The organism is Kitasatospora sp. NPDC127111 (assembly GCF_042677465.1).
Lineage (GTDB): Bacteria > Actinomycetota > Actinomycetes > Streptomycetales > Streptomycetaceae > Kitasatospora.
In genome coordinates this window covers 59,512-77,715 of sequence record NZ_JBHXTG010000018.1, presented here as the reverse complement: position 1 = coordinate 77,715, position 18,204 = coordinate 59,512, and the positions used below count along the sequence as shown (strand labels likewise).

The 18,204-nt window shown below is 74.3% G+C and carries 11 protein-coding genes; 7 read left to right on the top strand and 4 right to left on the bottom strand.

Going from position 1 to position 18,204, the window contains the following annotated elements:
- Positions 1-51: 51 nt before the first annotated feature.
- The 4 genes from ACFVHB_RS14410 to ACFVHB_RS14395 all read right to left on the bottom strand — a co-directional run bounded on the left by ACFVHB_RS14410 (position 52) and on the right by ACFVHB_RS14395 (position 4,586).
- Complete coding sequence (locus ACFVHB_RS14410) at positions 52-1,323, bottom strand: glycosyl hydrolase (RefSeq protein ID WP_380320417.1); 1,272 nt, start codon at positions 1,321-1,323, stop codon at positions 52-54.
- Between the two features lie 68 nt (positions 1,324-1,391).
- Complete coding sequence (locus ACFVHB_RS14405; RefSeq protein WP_380320415.1) at positions 1,392-2,300, bottom strand: carbohydrate ABC transporter permease; 909 nt, start codon at positions 2,298-2,300, stop codon at positions 1,392-1,394.
- 3 nt (positions 2,301-2,303) lie between these two features.
- Positions 2,304-3,176, bottom strand: coding sequence for a carbohydrate ABC transporter permease (locus ACFVHB_RS14400; protein WP_380320412.1), 873 nt, complete (start codon positions 3,174-3,176; stop codon positions 2,304-2,306).
- Positions 3,177-3,299: 123 nt separating this feature from the next.
- Positions 3,300-4,586 (bottom strand): ABC transporter substrate-binding protein, encoded by a 1,287-nt coding sequence (locus tag ACFVHB_RS14395; protein WP_380320409.1) that lies wholly within the window; start codon positions 4,584-4,586, stop codon positions 3,300-3,302.
- A gap of 144 nt (positions 4,587-4,730) precedes the next feature.
- Here ACFVHB_RS14395 and ACFVHB_RS14390 point away from each other — a divergent pair, with 144 nt between their 5' ends.
- The 7 genes from ACFVHB_RS14390 (at position 4,731) to ACFVHB_RS14360 (ending at position 18,072) form a co-directional block, all read left to right on the top strand.
- Positions 4,731-5,807 (top strand): LacI family DNA-binding transcriptional regulator, encoded by a 1,077-nt coding sequence (locus ACFVHB_RS14390; RefSeq protein ID WP_380320406.1) that lies wholly within the window; start codon positions 4,731-4,733, stop codon positions 5,805-5,807.
- Positions 5,808-6,249: 442 nt separating this feature from the next.
- Complete coding sequence (locus ACFVHB_RS14385) at positions 6,250-8,712, top strand: discoidin domain-containing protein (protein WP_380320403.1); 2,463 nt, start codon at positions 6,250-6,252, stop codon at positions 8,710-8,712.
- Positions 8,713-8,742: 30 nt separating this feature from the next.
- The gene (locus ACFVHB_RS14380) at positions 8,743-12,933 is read left to right on the top strand and encodes an NEW3 domain-containing protein (protein WP_380320400.1); all 4,191 of its coding nucleotides are present in this window, start codon (positions 8,743-8,745) and stop codon (positions 12,931-12,933) included.
- On the top strand, positions 12,930-13,634 hold the full coding sequence (locus tag ACFVHB_RS14375; protein WP_380320397.1) for a hypothetical protein: 705 nt from the start codon (positions 12,930-12,932) through the stop codon (positions 13,632-13,634). Before ACFVHB_RS14380 ends, ACFVHB_RS14375 begins: the two co-directional genes overlap by 4 nt.
- 155 nt (positions 13,635-13,789) lie before the next feature.
- Positions 13,790-14,473, top strand: a complete 684-nt coding sequence (locus ACFVHB_RS14370) for a Crp/Fnr family transcriptional regulator (RefSeq protein ID WP_380320394.1) — start codon at positions 13,790-13,792, stop codon at positions 14,471-14,473.
- A 156-nt stretch (positions 14,474-14,629) separates the two neighbouring features.
- The gene (locus ACFVHB_RS14365) at positions 14,630-15,529 is read left to right on the top strand and encodes a hypothetical protein (RefSeq protein WP_380320391.1); all 900 of its coding nucleotides are present in this window, start codon (positions 14,630-14,632) and stop codon (positions 15,527-15,529) included.
- Complete coding sequence (locus ACFVHB_RS14360; protein WP_380320388.1) at positions 15,526-18,072, top strand: hypothetical protein; 2,547 nt, start codon at positions 15,526-15,528, stop codon at positions 18,070-18,072. The genes ACFVHB_RS14365 and ACFVHB_RS14360 overlap by 4 nt, the downstream gene beginning before the upstream one ends.
- Positions 18,073-18,204: the final 132 nt, after the last annotated feature.

Here is an 18,204-nt window from a genome sequence, read left to right as displayed (position 1 = left end):
GGTACTGAGGGGTGGGCGGAGTTGGCGGGCCGATCGGTCATGCGGTGGTCGTCAGCGTACGTCGTGCGGGTGGACCACCTCGGTGATCCCGCGGGCGGCCAGGTGGGCGGCGTCCCCGACGCGCTCGGCCAGGACGGTGGTCGGCCGGGCGCCGTCCTCGACGAGGCGCATGAACGCCTCGAAGACCGCGCCGCCGGGGCCGCAGACCGCGCGCTCGGGCGCGGTGACCTCGTCGCCGGTGGCGACCACCACGGCGGTGGTGCGCGCCCGCGGCGGCCGCCAGCCGGCCCGCACCTCCCGGACGGCGGCGGCGAGCCGGGCACCGGCCGGTTTCACCCGGCGGTCCGTGGTGAGCACGCCGAGGCCGTACTCCAGCTCGGGGAAGTCGGCCAGCGCGCGGTCCACGTCGTGCGAGCACCACCAGGTGACGCCCCAGAGGTCCGGGCAGTCCAGCACGGCGGCGACGGTGTCCGCGGTGAACCGGGCGGCGTCCTCGGCGGCGATGTGCGGGGCGGGCGCGCCGACCTCCTGCAGCCAGACCGGGCGGCGCGGGTCGTCCGCCCAGGCCTTGGCGAGCTCGACCAGGTACGCGGCGTGCTGCGCGGTGGCGGTGGCGTGCGCGCCGTAGCGCTGCGCGGTGCCGTTGAACACCCAGGAGTGCACGGCGGTGGCGGCGCCGATCCGGGCCGAGTGCCAGGGGGTGAAGGGGTGGTCGTCCAGGTACCAGGCGGCGTCGTAGGAGGCGTGCAGGTGGAGCCGGCCGGGCGCGCCCTGCTCACAGGCGGCGAGCATCCGGCGCAGCCAGGCGTCGACCTGCGCGGGGTCGGCCCGGTCCGGGTCGGGGTGCGGCTCGCCGGAGAACTGGTTGACCTCGTTGCCGACCGTCATGCCGAGGAAGTTGTCGCGCCCGTGCAGGGCCGCGGCCAGCGTGCGCAGGTAGGCGGCCTGGCCGTCCAGCACGTCCGGGTCGGTGAACATGTTCCGCCGGTGCCAGGTCCGCGTCCACGAGGGCTGGAAGTCGAAGCTCGACAGGTGGCCCTGGAGGCCGTCGACGGCGACGTCCAGCCCGCGCTCGCCGGCGGCGTCGACCAGGGCGGCGAGCTGCTCGACGGCGCGCGGGCGGATCAGGGTGCGGTTGGGCTGGAACACCGGCCACAGCGGGAAGACCCGGACGTGGTCCAGGCCGAGCCCGGCGATCGAGTCGAGGTCGGCGCGGACGGCGTCGAGGTCGAAGTCGAGCCAGTGGTGGAACCAGCCGGCGGTCGGGGTGTAGTTGACGCCGAAGCGGGGCGCCTCGGCGCGGGGGTCCTGAGCGGCGGTCATCGCGCGGTGCTTCCTCGGTGGGTGCGGCCGTCGCGCTGCGGCGACGGGACTGGGCGGGGCAGGACCGGTCAGCCCTTGACGGCTCCCTCCTCGACGCCCTTGAAGAAGAAGCGCTGGCAGACGGCGAACACCACGACGATCGGCAGGAAGGCGATCATCGTCCCGGCGGCGATCAGCCGGGGGTTGGCGCTGAAGGTGCCGTTGAGGTACTGGAGGCCGACGGTGAGGGTGTACTTCCGCGGGTCGGTGAGCACGATCAGCGGCCAGAGGAAGTCGTCCCAGGCGCCGATGAAGGTGAAGATGACGATCACGCTGAGCATGCCCCGCACGTTCGGCAGGCCGACGTGCCACAGGCGCTGCCAGACGTTGGCGCCGTCCACCAGGGCCGCCTGGTCCAGCTCGGGCGGCACGGCGGCGAAGGCGGTGCGCATCAGCAGCACGTTGAGCATCGCGAGCGCGCCGGGCAGGGCGACGCCGACCAGCGAGTCGGCCAGGCCGAGGCTGCGCACGGTCACGTACTGGGAGACGACGGTGGCCTCGCCGGGCAGGACCAGGGTGGCCAGGAAGAGGCCGAGGAGCAGCCTGGCGCCGCGGAAGCGCAGCTTGGCGAGGGCGTAGCCGGCCAGGGTGCAGCCGACCACGTTGCCGAGGATCGCGATCGCGGCGACGACCAGCGAGTTGGCGGCGTAGGTCCAGACCGGGATGGTGTCGGCGACCTTGGCGTAGTTCGAGAAGGTGAGCTGCTCCGGGAGGAACCGCGGGGTGCTGGTGTAGACGTCCTCGTCGGGGCCCTTGAGGGAGGTGGAGAGCTGCCAGAGGAAGGGCCCGAGGACCAGGAGCAGGACGAGCAGCAGGAGCAGGTAGCGCAGCGCGGCCCGGGCGGGGGTGGGGGTGTGGAGGCCGCGGGCGCGGCGGCGGTGCGGTGCGGTGGCCGGCGCCGGGGCGGCGGGCCCGGCCGGGGCGGCGGTCGGGGTCACGGGTCAGGCCGCCTTCCGGTTGAGCCGCGTCAGCAGCAGCATCGGGCCGAGGGTGATGACGAACAGCAGCAGGCTGAGCGCGGAGGCGTAGCCGAGGTGGCCGGTGAAGCCGCGGCCGTACATCTGGATCAGCATCACCACCGACATGTCCCGGCCGCCGGGGCCGCCGGTGCCGTTGGAGAGGACGTACAGCTCGGAGAAGACGCGCAGCGAGGAGACCGAGATCAGCACCGAGATCAGCAGCATGGCGGGCCGCACCCCGGGCAGGGTGACGTGCCAGAACCGGCGGACGGCGCCCGCCCCGTCGACGGCGGCGGCCTCGTGCAGGTCGCGGCCGACGTTGGCCAGCGCGGACAGGTAGATCACCATGTAGTAGCCGAGGCCCTTCCAGGTGGTCAGGGCGATCGCGCTGAGCAGCAGCAGCCAGCGGTCGGTGAGGAAGGGGACCGGCGAGTCGGCCAGCCCGGTCTGCCGGAGCACGCCGTTGACCAGCCCGCGGTCGTCCAGCACCCAGCCCCAGATCAGCGCCACCACGACGGCGGAGGCGACCACGGGGGTGTAGAAGGCGGTGCGGAAGAAGGCGATGCCGGGGATCCTCCGCTGGACCAGCAGGGCGAGCAGCAGCGGGAGGAAGGTCAGCAGCGGCAGGCAGAGCAGCAGGTAGATGACGCTGTTGAGCAGGGCGTCGGCCAACTGCTCGTCGTCGAGGATGCGTTCGTAGTTCGCGAGGCCGGTGAACCGTCCGCCGCCCAGCGGCTTGGCGTTGGTGAACGACAGGATCACCGTGTTGGCGGCCGGCCAGAGGTTGAAGACGGCCAGCCAGACGATCGCGGGCCCGGCGAGCAGCCAGGGGGTGAACCAACGCCGGTGCGTCATGCCGTTCGCCTTGCCTTCCTGGGGCGTGCGGTGCGGGTCGTCCGCGGCGGGCGGCGGCTGCCGGCGGCGGAGCCCCCGGGGTGGGCGCCGCCGCGCCACCGGTGCGGACCGGTCGGGTCGGCGTCAGCCCTTGAGCAGCTGGTTGCAGCGCTCGACCGCGGTGTCCAGGGCCTGCTTCGAGCTGGTGTCACCGCTGATCGCCAGGGCGATCTGCTGCTTGATGACGGTGCTCATCGCGTCGTCGACCTGGACGGGCTGGAGGATCTTCGCCTTGGCCAGCGAGGTGAAGGCGACCACCTTGGCGTCCCCGGCGTTGCTGCCGTCGCTCCTGCTGAAGAACGGGTCGTTCGCGGACGCCTTGGTGGAGGGGAAGATGCTGGTCAGGTGGGCGAACGCGGCCTGGTTCTCGGGGCTGGTGACCCAGCGGGCCAGGGCCACCGCGGCGGCCGGGTTCTTGCTGTTCCTCGGGATGGACAGGCCCTGCACGTAGAGCGGCGGAGTGCCCATCGCGGGGGAGGGGACGATCTTCGGGGCGAGGGTGGGGTTGTCGGTGGCGAGGCTGGTGATGAAGTTGGCGCCGCCGGTGGTCCAGGCGGCCGTGCCGGCGTTGAGCAGTTTGGAGTTGCCGGCGTAGGTGTCGGTCAGCACGTCCTTCGGGAGCAGTCCCTCCTTGAACGCGTCGCGGTACTTGTCGAGCAGGGCGGCGGCCTCGGGGGTGTTGAAGGTGAAGGACCTGCCGTCGTCGGCCATCACCTTGACGCCGGCGTTGACCAGGTCGCCGAGGCCGGGTTTGCGGCTCATCAGGTAGACCGAGCCGCCGGACTTCTCCTTGAACACCCGGGCCTGGGCGATGAGTTCGTCCAGGTCGGCGGGGAGCTTCTTCGGGTCCAGGCCGTTCTTGGCCAGCAGCTCCGCATTCCAGTAGTTGACGTCGGTGTTGAGGTACCAGGGGTAGCCGAAGGTGCCGTTCTGGCCGGCGAAGCGGTAGGCGTCGACGCCGCCGGCCACGTACTCGTCGGCGAGCTTCGGGTCGGCCTTGGCGACGTCGAGCAGCAGGTTCTGCTTGGCCAGCGGGAGGGCGAAGTCCGGCGGGAGGTTGACCACGTCCGGGAGGGTGCCGGCCGCGGCCTGGCTGAGCACCTTGTCCGAGTAGCCGTCGCCGGGCTGGTCGAGCCATTCGACCTCGACGCCCGGGTACTTGTGCTTGAAGCCGTCGATCACGCCCTGCACGTAGTCGGTGAACTTCGGTTTGAGCGCCCAGGTCTGGAGCGAGACCTTGCCCTTGACCTCGCCGGTGGCGGCCGCACTCGCCGCGGTGTCGTCGCTCTTGGCGTCGGAGCCGAGTCCGCAGCCGGTGAGCACGGTCGCGGCGACCGCGGCCGTCGTCAGTGACGCCCAGATTCTCCGCATGAGGGTCTCCCGGTCCAGGGGGATGGGGTGGGGGATGTGCCGTGCTGGGTTCTTCAGGCTGATGCTGTTGCACTAAACCGGTCTAGCTATGGCTGGGACTATGCTCCGGCCTAAACTTGGCTGTCAAGAGAGGAGTCGGGTGCTGTGGGCAGACCGACCATCGCCGACATCGCCCGCCAGGCAGGTGTCTCCAAGGGCGCGGTGTCCTTCGCGCTCAACGGGCGCCCCGGGGTGAGCGAGGCGACCAGGGCCCGGATCCTGCGGGTCGCCGAGGAGATGAACTGGCGGCCGCACAGCGCCGCCCGCGCCCTGGGCGGCGCCCGGGCCGACGCGGTCGGGCTGGTGATCGCCCGCCCGGCCCGCACCATCGGCGTGGAGCCGTTCTTCAGTCAGCTGCTCTCCGGCCTGCAGGGCGTGCTCTCCGCCCACTCGGTCGCGCTGCACCTGATGGTGGTCGAGGACACCGCCGCCGAGATCGGGGTCTACCGGCGGTGGGCCTCCGAGCACCGGGTCGACGGCTTCATCGTGGTCGACCTGCAGGTCCGCGACCCGCGGCTGGAGGTCCTGGAGGAACTCGCGCTGCCCGCCGTCGTGCTGGGCGGCCCGGGCAAGGGCGCCGGCCCGCTGCGGATCTGGGCCGACGACCGGGAGGCGATGCTCTCGATCGTCGACTACCTGGCCGCGATCGGCCACCGCCGGATCGCGCACCTGGCCGGACTGCCGCACTTCCAGCACACCCAGCGCCGGATCCGCGCGCTGCGCGACGCCTCCCGGCGGCTCGGGCTGGAGGAGGCGGTCTCGGTGCCCACCGACTTCAGCGACGCCGAGGGCGCGGCGGCCACCCGCACCCTGCTCTCCCGGCCCCGGCGGCCCACCGCCATCGTCTACGACTCCGACGTGATGGCGGTGGCCGGGCTCGGGGTGGCCGGCGAGATGGGCGTCGCGGTGCCCGGCGAACTCTCGATCGTCTCCTTCGACGACTCGGTGCTCGCCCGGATCGTCCACCCGCCGCTGACCGCGCTCAGCCGGGACACCTTCGCGCTGGGCGAGCAGGTCGCCCGGAGCCTGCTCGCGGTGATCGACGGGGCCGGGCCGGGCCGCGACCTGCAGATGCCGACGCCACGGCTGACGGTGCGCGAATCCACCTCGCCGCCGGCCGCCGGTTCAGCCGCCGGGGTGGCTGTTGCGCCGACCGTTGACAGCGGGTCTGAACCGGTTTAGCCTCGCAGCGCCGAGCGGGCCCCGCTCGGCGCGCCACCGCGGGCGGGCGCCGGCGAGCCGCCCGGGGCACCCGTCGTGGCGCCGCCAGGACGCGCCGGGGTCACGCGGGGCCGCGCCGCGCGCCCGGCCCACCCGCCCGGCTCACGCGTGCCGGGCGGCGTACGGCCGGCTCCGTCCGGCGACGCCCGGCAGCCGTACCCGCACCTGCACCCGCACCCGCACGCGTACTTCTCGCGGCGCACCGGCACCCGCGCCTGCCAGCACCGGCACCCGTACGTCCCTCCGTACGTCCGCCCGATTCGCACGCCCGCCCCGCCTCGCCCGCCCGCCCGCTCCGCTCCCGTACAGCGCCACGCCCGCGGGCACCCCGGGTCGTCCCCACCCCGGGCGGTCCCACCGTCCGGGCCGCCCCCACCCTCCTCCGCTCGATCGGAGCCACCGCATGTCACGACGCCTCCCGTACCTGCTGAGCGCCGCCCTCGGGGCCGCCGTCCTGGGCGCCGCCCCGGCCGCCCACGCCGGTGCCCCGGCCGCCCCCACGGCCGTGACCGCGGCCCCCGCCGCCCCCGCCGCCGCCCCGGGCACCCAGCCGTACGCCTCGTACTGGTACCCGAGCACCATCCTGAACTGGGACCCGGCCACCGACCCGGACGCCCGCTTCAACCGCTCCCGCGTCCCGCTCCAGCCCCGCACCAGCGACCCGGCACTCAAGGCCAACCCCAACGCCCGCGCCGGCGAGGGCAAGGTGGCCTCGCTGGTCTCCTTCGGGCCGACCTCCAACAACCCCTCCCAGGGCTCCGCCGACCCCGACTACTACGCCTTCGGCTACTGGCAGTACGTCGACAAGCTGGTCTTCTGGGGCGGCTCGGCCGGCGAGGGCCTGATCCTCGCGCCCAACCCGACCGTCATCGACGCCGCCCACCGCAACGGCGTCAAGGTGTACGGCACGGTCTTCTTCCCGCCCGCCGCCTACGGCGGCCAACTGCCGTGGGTCCGCGACTTCGTCCAGAAGTCCGGCAGCCGCTACCCCGTCGCCGACAAGCTGGTCCAGGCTGCCCAGTACTACGGCTTCGACGGCTGGTTCATCAACCAGGAGACCGGCGGCGGCGACACCGCACTCGCCACCGAACTCCGCACCCTGATGCAGTACACCAAGGCCCAGAGCGGCACCGAGTTCATGTGGTACGACGCCATGACCGAGTCCGGCTCGGTGAACTGGCAGAACGCGCTGACCTCCGTCAACGACTCCTTCCTGCAGGACGGCGCCAGGCGCACCGCGGACTCGATGTTCCTCAACTTCAACTGGAGCTCCGGCGGCCTGGATTCGTCCCGCGCGCTGGCCCGCGGCCTCGGCCGCAGCGAGTACGACCTCTACTCCGGCATCGACACCGAGGCCAACGGCTACAACACCGCCGTCGACTGGAACGCGCTGTTCCCGGCCGGCAAGCCGCACACCACCTCGCTCGGCCTCTACCGCCCCGAGTGGACCTGGAAGTCCGCCACCGACCGCGCCGACTTCTACGCCAAGGACGCCCGCTACTGGGTCGGCGCCAACAACGACCCCTCCGACACGACGACTCCGTCCAGCTGGAAGGGCCTCGCCGACCACATCGCGGAATCCTCGCCGATCACCGCCAAGCCCTTCGTCACCAACTTCTCCACCGGTCAGGGCGACTTCCACAACACGGCCGGCACCCGCACCGCCACCGGCGGCTGGAACAACCTCTCGCTCCAGGACGTCCCGCCCACCTACCGCTGGCTGGTCAGCTCCACCGGCAGCCGCCTCACCCCCTCCGTCGACTTCACCGACGCGTACGAGGGCGGCTCCTCGCTGCGCCTGAGCGGCAGGCTGGACGCCGCCAACACCATCCGGCTCTACCAGAGCAGACTGCCGGTCGCGCCGGACAGCAGGCTCTCGGTGGTGGTCAAGACCCCGGCCGCCGGGGCGACCGGCCTCAAGGCGGCGATCTCCTTCACCGACGCGCCGACCAGCTTCACCACGCTCGACCTGGGCGCCAACTCCGGTACCGGATGGGAGCGCCACACCCTCGACCTCGCCGCCTACGCCGGGCGCACCATCGCCCAGATCGGCCTGCAGGCCGACGGTTCCGACCCCGCCTACGACGTGAGGATCGGTCAGCTCGCCGTCTACGACGGCGCGGTGGACGCGCCGAGCGCCCCGAGCGGGCTGACCGTCCTCGGCGCGAGCGACGTCGTGGCCGGCTCCAGCCGGTCACTGCGGCTCTCCTGGACGGCGTCGACGAGCGGCAACGTCCACCACTACGAGCTGTACCGGCGCAACGCCGACGGCACCCGCGGCTACCTCGGCGCCACGCCGTCCGACGCGTACTTCGTGAACCGGCTGGACCGGGCGGGCGACGAGAACAGCACCGTGATCGAGGTGGAGGCGGTCTCCACCGAGTACGGCCGCTCCACGACCGCCACCACCACCGTCTCCTGGAGCACCACCCCGCCGGCCGGCACCAACCTGGCCCTGGGCCGCCCGGCCACCGCCTCCGGCCGGTGCAACGCCAACGAGACGGCGGCCAAGGCGGTCAACGGCACCGTCAACGGCGGCAACGGCGACAAGTGGTGCACGCTCACGACCAGCAAGTGGCTGGAGGTGGACCTCGGTTCGGTCAGGTCGCTGTCGAAGTTCGTGGTCAAGCACGCCTCGGCCGGCGGTGAGAGCTCCGGCTACAACACCCGCGACTTCTCCGTCCAGGTGCGCAACACGACCACGGACGCCTGGACCACCGTCGCCACCGTCACCGGCAACACCGCCGGGACCACCACGCACCCGGTGACCACCACCGCCCGCTACGTCCGCCTGGTCGTCACCAGGCCCACCCAGGGCACCGATCCCGCCGCCCGCATCTACGAGTTCGAGGCCTGGGGCGCGTAGCCCGCCGTTCCACGAGGAAGGACCCACCCCGTGCCGGTCACCATCACCGCCGTCGAGAGCACGGACCTCTTCACCGGCCCCGAGGACGCGCCGCGCCAACTGCTGCGCGTGACCCTCGACGGCCCGGCCACCCGGATCACCGTCACCGGCCCCGGGGTCCGCGGCGAGGCGGCCGGCACGGGGCCGGTCGAAGTCCCCCTGGAGATCAGCGCGGCCGCCGCTCCCGGGCAGCGGATCCCGGTCGAGGTGCACGCCGACGACGCCCGCGCCGAGGGCGTCGTCGAGGTCGCCGAGCCCGGCTGGACGATGTTCATGGTCTCGCACTTCCACTACGACCCGGTCTGGTGGAACACCCAGGCCGCCTACACCTCGCCGTGGGAGCTGCTCTCCGCCGACGCCACCACCCGGCCGCTCTGGGAGCGCAACGGCTTCGCCCTGGTCGACGCGCACCTGGACCTGGCGCTGCGCGACCCGGTGTACGCGTTCGTGCTCGCCGAGGTCGACTACCTGAAGCCCTACTTCGACCAGCACCCGGAGCGCCGCGAGGCGCTGCGGCTGCTGCTGGAACGCGGCCAGGTGGAACTCGTCGGCGGCACCTACAACGAGCCCAACACCAACCTCACCGGCGCCGAGACCACCATCCGCAACCTCGTCCACGGCATCGGCTACCAGCGCGACGTCCTCGGCGGCGACCCGCGGACCGCCTGGCAGCTCGACGTCTTCGGCCACGACCCGCAGTTCCCCGGCCACCTGGCCGGCGCCGGACTCACCGGCAGTGCCTGGGCGCGCGGCCCGTTCCACCAGTGGGGCCCGATCCAGAAGAACTTCCGCGAGGCCAAGGACGACGCCCGGGTGATGCAGTTCCCGAGCGAGTTCGAATGGATCGCGCCCTCCGGCGACGGCGTGCTCACCCACTACATGCCGCACCACTACTCGGCCGGATGGTGGATGGACTCCTCGCCCGACCTCGCCACCGCCGAGCATGCCGTCTACGCGCTGTACCGCAAGCTCAAGCCGGTCGGCGCGACGCGGAACCTGCTGCTGCCGGTGGGGACGGACTACACCCCGCCGAACAAGTGGGTCACCGCGATCCACCGGTCGTGGGCGTCCAAGTACCTGTGGCCGCGGTTCGTCTGCGGCACGCCGCGCGACTTCCTGGACGCCGTACGGGCCGAGCTGGCGGCGAGCGGCCGCCGGCCCAGCCCGCAGAGCCGGGACATGAACCCGGTCTACACCGGCAAGGACGTCTCCTACATCGACACCAAGCAGGCCCAGCGAGCGGCCGAGGTGGCCGCCGTGGACGCCGAGAAGCTGGCCACGCTGGCCGTGGTGCAGGGGCTCGGGCGGTACCCGGAGGCCGCGCTGGACAAGGTCTGGCGCCAACTCGCGTACGGCGCCCACCACGACGCGATCACCGGGTCCGAGTCCGACCAGGTGTACCTGGACCTGCTCGGCGGCTGGCGGGAGGCGTACGACCTGGCGTCCGACGTCCGCGACCGGGCGCTGGACGCGCTCGTGGGGCGGATCGACACCACCGGTCCGGGGGAGGCGGTGGTCGTCACCAACACGCTCTCCTTCGACCGGACCGACCTGGTCGCCGTCCGGCTGCCGCGGGGGCGGCGGTCGGTGCGGGTGCTGGACGACACCGGCGCGCCGGTGCCGAGCGCCGTCGACCGGGGGACGCTGCGGTTCCTGGCCGCCGGGGTGCCGGCGCTGGGCTGGCGGACCTGGCGGCTGGTGCCCGGTCCGGACCGCGACACCGCCTGGTCGGCCGCCGAGGGCCACACCATCGCCAACGCCCGCTACCGGGTGACCGCCGACCCGGCGCGCGGCGGCGGCCTGAGCTCCGTCCAGGACGTCTTGCACGGACGGGAGTTGATCCGGCCGGGGCTGGTCGGCAACGAGCTGCGGGTGTACGAGGAGTACCCGCAGCACCCCGACTTCGGCGAGGGCCCCTGGCACCTCGTCCCCAAGGGGCCGGTCCTCGGCTCCGGCGAGCGGCCGGCCGACGTCCGCCGCGAGACCGGTCCGCTCGGCGAACGGCTGGTGATCGGCGGCACGGTCGACGGCGTCCGCTACGAGCAGACCGTCACCCTGTGGCACGGCGTCGACCGCGTCGACTGCCGTACCCGGGTGGTCGACCACTCCGGCGCCGACCGGCTGCTGCGGCTGCGCTTCCCGGTCGACCTGCCCGGCGCGCTGCCCGTCAGCGAGGTCGCGGACGCGGTGGTCGGGCGCGGCTTCGCGATGCCCGACGTCGACTCCGCCGAGGCGCCCTGGACCCTCGACAACCCGGCCAACACCTGGTTCGGCCTGGGCTGCACGGCGCGGGTGGCGCTCACCGGGCTCGCGGGCGAGGCGCTGGGCGAACGGGCGCTGGGCGTGGCCGAGGTGGTCGTCCCCGATCTGGACGCCGCGGCCGACGCCCGGGCCCTGGTGGTCGCGCTGGCCCGGGTCGGCGTCACCGCCACCACCTCCGCCGCCGACTGGGCGCGCTACGGCTGGCTGGACGTGGACTCCAACCTGCCGGACTTCCGGATCGTCGTCGGCGGACCCGAAGTCAACGCTGTGGCCCGGGAGTTGATCGAGCGCTCGGGGGAGGAGTACGCGGCCGTCCTGAAGGACCGCGGTGCCGTCTGGGTGCCCGCGCTCACCCCGCTCGCCGAGGTGTGGCGGCCCGGCGCGGACCTGCGCGACCTGCGGGCGCTGCCGGCGCTGGTCGTCACCGACCCGGCCCCGCTGGTGGACGACCTCGCGGACGCCCGGATCACCGCCGTCTGCCCGGGCCCCGTCCATCCGTCGGAGCAACTCGCCGACCACACCGTCGGATTGCTCAGCTTCGGCCTGCCGGGATTCGCCGTCGACGCCACCGGCGCGCTGCACCTGTCGCTGATGCGCTCCTGCACCGGCTGGCCCTCCGGGGTCTGGATCGACCCGCCCCGGCGCACCCTGCCGGACGGCGCCTCCTTCCAACTCCAACACTGGACACACGAGTTCGGCTACGCGCTGGTCGGCGGCGCGGGCGACTGGCGGGCCCTCGGGCTGCCCGCGCGGGGCCAGGAGTTCACCCACCCGCTGTACGCCCGGCGCACCCCCGCCCAGCACGGCCCGCTGCCGGCCACCCTGTCCTGGCTGCGGGTCGAACCGCCGCGGGAGGTGCTGCTCGGCGCGCTCAAGCCGGCCGGGAACCCGATCGCGCGCGGCTCCGCCGCCCGGCCGGACGGCGGTGAACTCACCCTGCGGCTGGTCGAGTCCACCGGCCTCGGGCGGACCGCCGTCCTCGGCGGCGCGCTCGGGCTCACCGACCTGCGCCGCGCCGACCTGCTGGAACGGCCGCTCGGCCCGGCCGACCTCGACCTCGCCGGCTCGCAGATCGCCACCGTGCTCGCCCGGCCGGGCGAGGCCTCCGCCCCGGGCGGCCCCGTGCTCGGGGCGGTCGCCGAGGCGGCCCGGCCCGTCCACGCCCGCTACTGGCTGCACAACCGGGGCCCGGCGCCGCTCGGCTACCTCCCGGTGTCGGTCGGCACCTCGCCCGGCCTGCTGAGGACGGCGGGTGAGCCGGTCACGCTCTCCGTCGCCCTGTCGTCGCAGCTGCGGGACGCGGCGGTCGAGGGGACGGCGCTCGTGCTGCCGCCCGAGGGGTGGACGGCGAGCCTCGGCGCCCGCCCCTACCGGCTGGAGCCGGGCGGGCACCTGCGCTTCCCGGTCACGCTCACCCCGCCGGCCGGGGTCGAACCCGGGCTGTCCTTCGCCGCCGTCCGGATCGCGCACGACGGCCAGGAGATCGAGGACGTGGTCACCCTCGCCGTCGGCGACCTGCCCGGTTTGTTGCCCGTCCCCGGCGACGCCCCGGAGGACTGGACCGCCGCCCAGGGAACCACGTCCCCCGAGGGCCGGGACACCGGGCTCACCGTCACCGTCTCCGCGGAGACCCTGCGCGTCGCCCCCGGCGGCCGCACCACCCTCGGCCTCACCCTCACCAACCGCACCCGCGGCGAGATCCGCGGTGAGCTGCAGCTGGTCGCGCCCTGGGGCACCTGGGAGGCGATCGCCGCGCCGGTCCGCGGCTTCACCGTCCCCGCCGGCGAGTCCTCGGTCGTGGACTTCGAGATCACCGCCCCCGAATCCACCGACGCCGGCTCGTCCTGGGCCCTCGCCAAGGTCATGTGGTTCGGCCGCTGCCAGTACGCGCCCACCGTCGCCCTGGTGGTGGAGGCATGACCCTCGGCCTGCTCGACGGACACCCGCTCCCGCGGACGGCCCTGGACCGCCGCCTCGCCGCCCTGCGCACCGGCCCGCGCGCCGGCGCCCTGCCGCAGCCCGGCGGTTCGGAGGACCGCCAGCTGACGCGGTGGGTCGCCCAGGTGCTGCTGACGGAAGCCCTCTGCGAGGTGGTGGCCGCCGAACGCGGTCTGCCGGTCGCTCCGTCCGGTCCCGCCCGCCTCGACCAGCGGGCCGCCGTCGAGCTCGGCTCCATCACCGCCGCGGCCTACGAGGGCAGCCCGGCCGTCCGCGCCGTCTACGACGCCGTCACCGCCGACGTCGAACCGTCCGCCTCCGAAGTCGCCCACTACCGCGCCGCCATGACGCGCCCGCCCGAGGTCGTGTGGCAACTCGCCGTCCCCGACGGCGAGTTCGAGGCCGACCCCGACACCCTCCCACTGGCCCTCACCGAGGCCCTCCGCGCGGCCCCACCGGGGGAGTGGGTCACCGCCGGCCCCTGGAAGGCCGCCCTCCGCTCGTCCCGTACCGCCACCGACGCCACCGACGCCCCCGACCCCGTCCCGGCCCTCACGGAGGCCGCCCGCCGCGCCGCCTTCGTCCGCTGGCTGGACCACGAGCGCGCCCGCCGCCTCACCCTGGTCGAGGGCCTGGAACACCCCGGCGACCCCGCCCAGCCGGACAACCACCACCGGCACTGATCGGGCCCCGCCGGGGGTGCGAGCACCGGCCGGCGAGGCCCGGTCCGCTCCAGCCCCTCGGCGCCGGTCCCCGTTCGCCGACCCGTCCACCGAAACCTGTCCGGTGTCCCATAGTTGACCAGGTAGTGGATCTGCAGCGGGGAGAGGGAAAGCCGATGGATTTCGAGGACAGGGTTCCGTTCGTGGTCCGGCTGGAGGCCGAGGACCGGCAGGCGCTGTTCGCGTGCGGCGCTCCGCTCGTCTTCCCGGTCCGGCACGTACTGCTGCGAGAGCACGAGCCGTCGGCGCACGTCCTGATCCTGCTGTCGGGCTGGACGAAGGTGACCTCGGCGGCCGCCAACGGCTACGAGGCGCTGCTGGCCCTGCGCGGGCCCGGTGACATCGTCGGCGAGGGTGCGGCGTTGAGCGGCCGGCAGCGATCGGCCACGGTCACGGCACTCGGCCGGGTGGAGGCACTGGCCGTCGACGCGGACCGGTTCGGCGCCCTGCTCGACGAACGGCCCGCCATCTCCAGGAGACTGCTCGCGCTGACCGCCGACCGGATGCGCGACAGCGACCGGCGCCGGGTGCAGTACGCGGCGCTGAACGTCCAGGCGCGGTTGGCCCTCCTGCTGCTCGAACTGATCCGTACCCACGGCCAGGAGACGCCGGACGGGGTTCACCTGACGCCGGGGCTCACGCAGAGCGAGCTGGCCGGCTCGGTGGGCGCCTCGCGGGAGGCGGTGGCGCGGCTGCTGAAGGGGCTGCGCGACCGCGGGATCGTGCGCACCGAGCGGCGCGGTCTCGTGGTGATCCGGCCGGAGGCCCTGCGGATGATGGCCCGTCAGGGAAATCGCTGATCAGCCGTCGGACGCCTGTTCCCAAGTGTGCTCTGTGTACGTGGTCACATTGCGAGTGTGCTAGGTTCCGTCGCCTCACACTCCGTTCCCCTGACACCTTTTGGGTGTTCAGACGGGCCCGTGTGCGGCCCCGTGTTCCCAGTGGAAGGCAGCAAATTGCCCGAGCCTGTCAACCGGACCATCCTGCTCCTCGACATCGAGCGGTTCAGCCGCCGTGACGACGTCGTGCAGGCGGTCCTGCGGCGAACCCTCAAGTCGGTCGTGGACGAGACGCTGCTGGCCGCCGGGGTCGAGGTCACCCAGCAGTACCGCGAGGACCGCGGCGACGGTCTGATCGTGCTGCTCGGCGGCGAGGTGGCCAAGACGGCCGTCCTGCGGTCGCTCCTGACGGTCACGCCCGAACTCCTGCACGACCACAACCGCCTCGCCTCGCGCGGCGCGCAGATGCGGCTGCGGATGGTGCTGGCGGCCGGCGAGATCGCCCACGACCCGCAGGCCGGTACCGCGGGCGGGGTCGTCGGTCACGACCTCAACCAGTCCTTCCGGTTGCTCGACTCCGACGCCCTGCGTGCCGCCCTGGCGGAGCGGGCCGAGGACGAGTGCGTGCTGATGGTGAGCCCCGTGGTGTACGAGGGCGTCGTGCGGCACGGCCACCGAGGGGTCCGGCCCGAGCACTTCCGGCGGACCGAGGTCACGGTCAAGGACGGCGTCCTCGCCGGCTGGCTGCACCGCGGCGGCGGTGAGCGACCGGAGGTGCCCGGCGACGGCGAGGCGGAGGCGCCGGCCCCGCCAGGGCCGGCCGACGGAGTCCGGGCCGCGGCGGCGGGTCCCTCCGGCGGGCCGGCGGTGGCGCCCCCTCCGCCCCGGTCCGGGGGAGCGGAACGACCCGGGGCGGTGTTCCACTTCCACGGCGCGCCGGTCGTGCACGGGTCCCTCGTCGGCGGGGACCAGCACGGCGTGAGCGGCGGCCAGGTCACCGGGGACGTGGTCCTCGGCGGAACGCTCCGCGGGAACGCCCGCCAGGACGGCCCCGAGGCTGCCGGGAGCGCGTCGTGAACCCCGTCCACGGGCAGCCCGCCGCCCCCGCCGACAGCGCGGTTCCGTACCCCGACGGCGCCCCGGCGTCCGGCGGGCCGGCGGCGGGACCGCTGGCCGGACCGGACGATCCCGACGGCGGCGCCGAGGCCTCCGAGGAGCACGCCTGGGACTCGCGGCGCGACCTGTACCGGCACACCCCGGGCATCCTGCTCGGCCACTCCGCCCGCCTCGGCGGCTCGCTGGTCGGTGGTGACCAGCACGGGGTGAGCGGCGGGTACGTCACCGGCGACGTCATCCTCGGCGGCAGCAAGGTGGAGTACCACCTGGGCGCGGACGGCGAGGAACGGTCCGGTGAGATCCCCGCCGCCGAGGTGGAGGCGCTCGCCGCGCACTTCGTCCACCCGGCCGGCCCGCAGGACGAGCCGGCCGGTCCGGGGGACGCGTCCGCCGGTCCGGGGCACACCTCGGCCGGCCCGCAGGACGAGCCCGGTGACGGCACCCGTCGGCTGCTCGGAGCGGGCCCCGCCGAGGACGTCGGCCTCGACGCCTGGTCGCCCGGCAGCCCCTTCGGCACGGCCCTCGCCCAGCTGGAGGAACACCGCGTCGCCGTCATCTCCGGTCCGGCGACCACCGGCCGCCGCTCCGCCGCCCTGATGCTGCTGCGCACCGTCGGTTCCACCTCGTACCGGGCACTCGACCCGGCACTCCCGCCCGGCAGGCTGGCCGGGGAGCTGCGCGAGGGCTGCGGCCACCTGCTCGCCGACTTCGCCACCAGCCCCGAGCGGCCGCTGCGCGAGCACCATCTGCGCGGTCTGAGCGAGAAGTTGCGCGCGGTCGACGGTCACCTCGTCATCGTGGTCGGGCCGCACCCCGTGCTGCACGGCGGCATCGGGCACGTTCCCTGGCTGCCGCCCGAGCCGGGACGGCTGGTGCGCGGGCACCTGCGGGGACGGGACCTCGCCGGCCACGGGATCGAGGAGCTCCTCGACCTGCCCCAGGTCCGCTCCGTCCTCGGTCACCGGCGGCCGGTGGCCGAACTGGCCGTCTTCGCCGAGCGGATCGCCGAGTTCGCGCGCGGCACGCTCACCCTGCGGGACCTCGCCGGGTTCGGCCACTACGCGGCCGAGCAACAGGTGCGGGAGTGGTTCGACAGCGCCGAACAGTCCCTGCACGACAAGGCGTTCCTGATCGCACTGGCCGCCTTCGACGAGGCCCCGTACCCGCTCACGGCCGAGCTGGGCGACGTCCTCTTCGGGCTGCTGCAGCGGATCGAGGACCCGACGGAGCCGGCCCGCATCCCCGTCTTCGGTACGTCGAGCGCCCAGCGGGTCGAGCGGGCCCAGGCCGACCGGTACGAGGAGGCCGAGGAGACGGAGTGGGGCCCGGTGCTCCAGACGAAGATCCAGTTCCGTGACCGGCGGACCGCCCTCACGCTGCTCCGTGAGGTCTGGATCGGTCACCCGTCGGCCCGCCCGGCGCTGGTGACCTGGCTCCGCGGGCTGGCCGCCGACCCGCGTCCGCTGGTCCGGACCCGGGCCGCCTCGACGGCCGCCGTGCTGGCCCGGACCGACCTCCCGTCGGCCATGGCGCTCCTCGTGCGCCCGTGGGCCGCGGACCGGCGGTTCCGCGCCCGGCTCGCCGCCGCCAACGCCCTGGCCCTGGCCCACCACCTGGACACCCCGCACGTGCCCCGGATCCTGCGGGACTGGTGCACCGCCGACGACCACCGGCTGCGCCGGACCGCCGTCCGCACCTACGCCCTGGTCGGGGACTCCTTCCCGGGCGAGGCCGTGAGCGCCCTGGTGGCCGCGGTCCGGAAGATGGAGAAGCGCGGGAAGCCGACGCCCGGGTGGCCCGAGGAGCTGGACGAGCTCGCGGAGTCCGCCGCGGCCCTGCTGCTCGCCGCCGGGCAGGACGCCCCCGGCCGGTTCGGCACCGGCTCGGAGGGTACCGGTTCGGACACCGTCCGGGTGGACGGCGGTGGGGTGGACGGCGGTGGGGTGGACAGGCCCGGTGCGGTGCCGGTATCGGCCGCCGCGGCCGACACCGCCGTCGGACTCTGGCCGGCACTGCTGCCGCTGCCGCCGCGAGGCCTGCGCCGGGACTTCGTCCTGCGCACGATGGTCTACGCGTGCGGCCCCGCCGACGGCGAACCCGGCACCGGGCGTCCGCTGCTCCTCGACCACTTCGCCCGGGCCGAGCGCGCACCCGGAACCGCGGGCGCCCTCCTGCGGCAGTCGCTCGCCGCCCTCTGGCGTGCCGTCCTGAACGACCCGACGTGCTCGGCCTCCGGGCTGGTCGCCCTGCGCACGTGGGTCACGGCCGCGGACGCCGACCCGGACGCCGAACAGGCCCTCGCGGACCTGCTGCCGATGCTGGCCGTCTCGGTCGAGGACACCAAGCGACTCGCCTACCTGCTGGAGAACCTGCGCGGCGGACCGTCCGATCCGGCGCCGCCGGCGGTGGCCCTCCGGCTGCGCGCGACCCTGCCCGGCCCCGCCCCGGCGGCGGGGGCGGCGTCCGCCCCGCGGCCCGCGCAGGTCCCGACACCGCAGCGCTAGCCGCCGACCCCTACCGCCGTTCCACCCACGCCCCGGCCCGGAGCCCGACCAGGTCACCGGGCCGGCGGTGCCCTGCCCCCTCCGCGACGCGGCGCGTGCCTCTCACCGCCCGCCCGCCGTCCGGACCGTCCG

Excerpts from the sequence above, each read along its gene's own strand:
- ACFVHB_RS14410 (WP_380320417.1), bottom strand. The coding sequence starts at position 1,323 with ATGACCGCCGCTCAGGACCCCCGCGCCGAGGCGCCCCGCTTCGGCGTC.
- ACFVHB_RS14400 (WP_380320412.1), bottom strand. The coding sequence starts at position 3,176 with ATGACGCACCGGCGTTGGTTCACCCCCTGGCTGCTCGCCGGGCCCGCG.
- ACFVHB_RS14395 (WP_380320409.1), bottom strand. The coding sequence starts at position 4,586 with ATGCGGAGAATCTGGGCGTCACTGACGACGGCCGCGGTCGCCGCGACC.
- ACFVHB_RS14385 (WP_380320403.1), top strand. The coding sequence starts at position 6,250 with ATGTCACGACGCCTCCCGTACCTGCTGAGCGCCGCCCTCGGGGCCGCC.
- ACFVHB_RS14375 (WP_380320397.1), top strand. The coding sequence starts at position 12,930 with ATGACCCTCGGCCTGCTCGACGGACACCCGCTCCCGCGGACGGCCCTG.
- ACFVHB_RS14370 (WP_380320394.1), top strand. The coding sequence starts at position 13,790 with ATGGATTTCGAGGACAGGGTTCCGTTCGTGGTCCGGCTGGAGGCCGAG.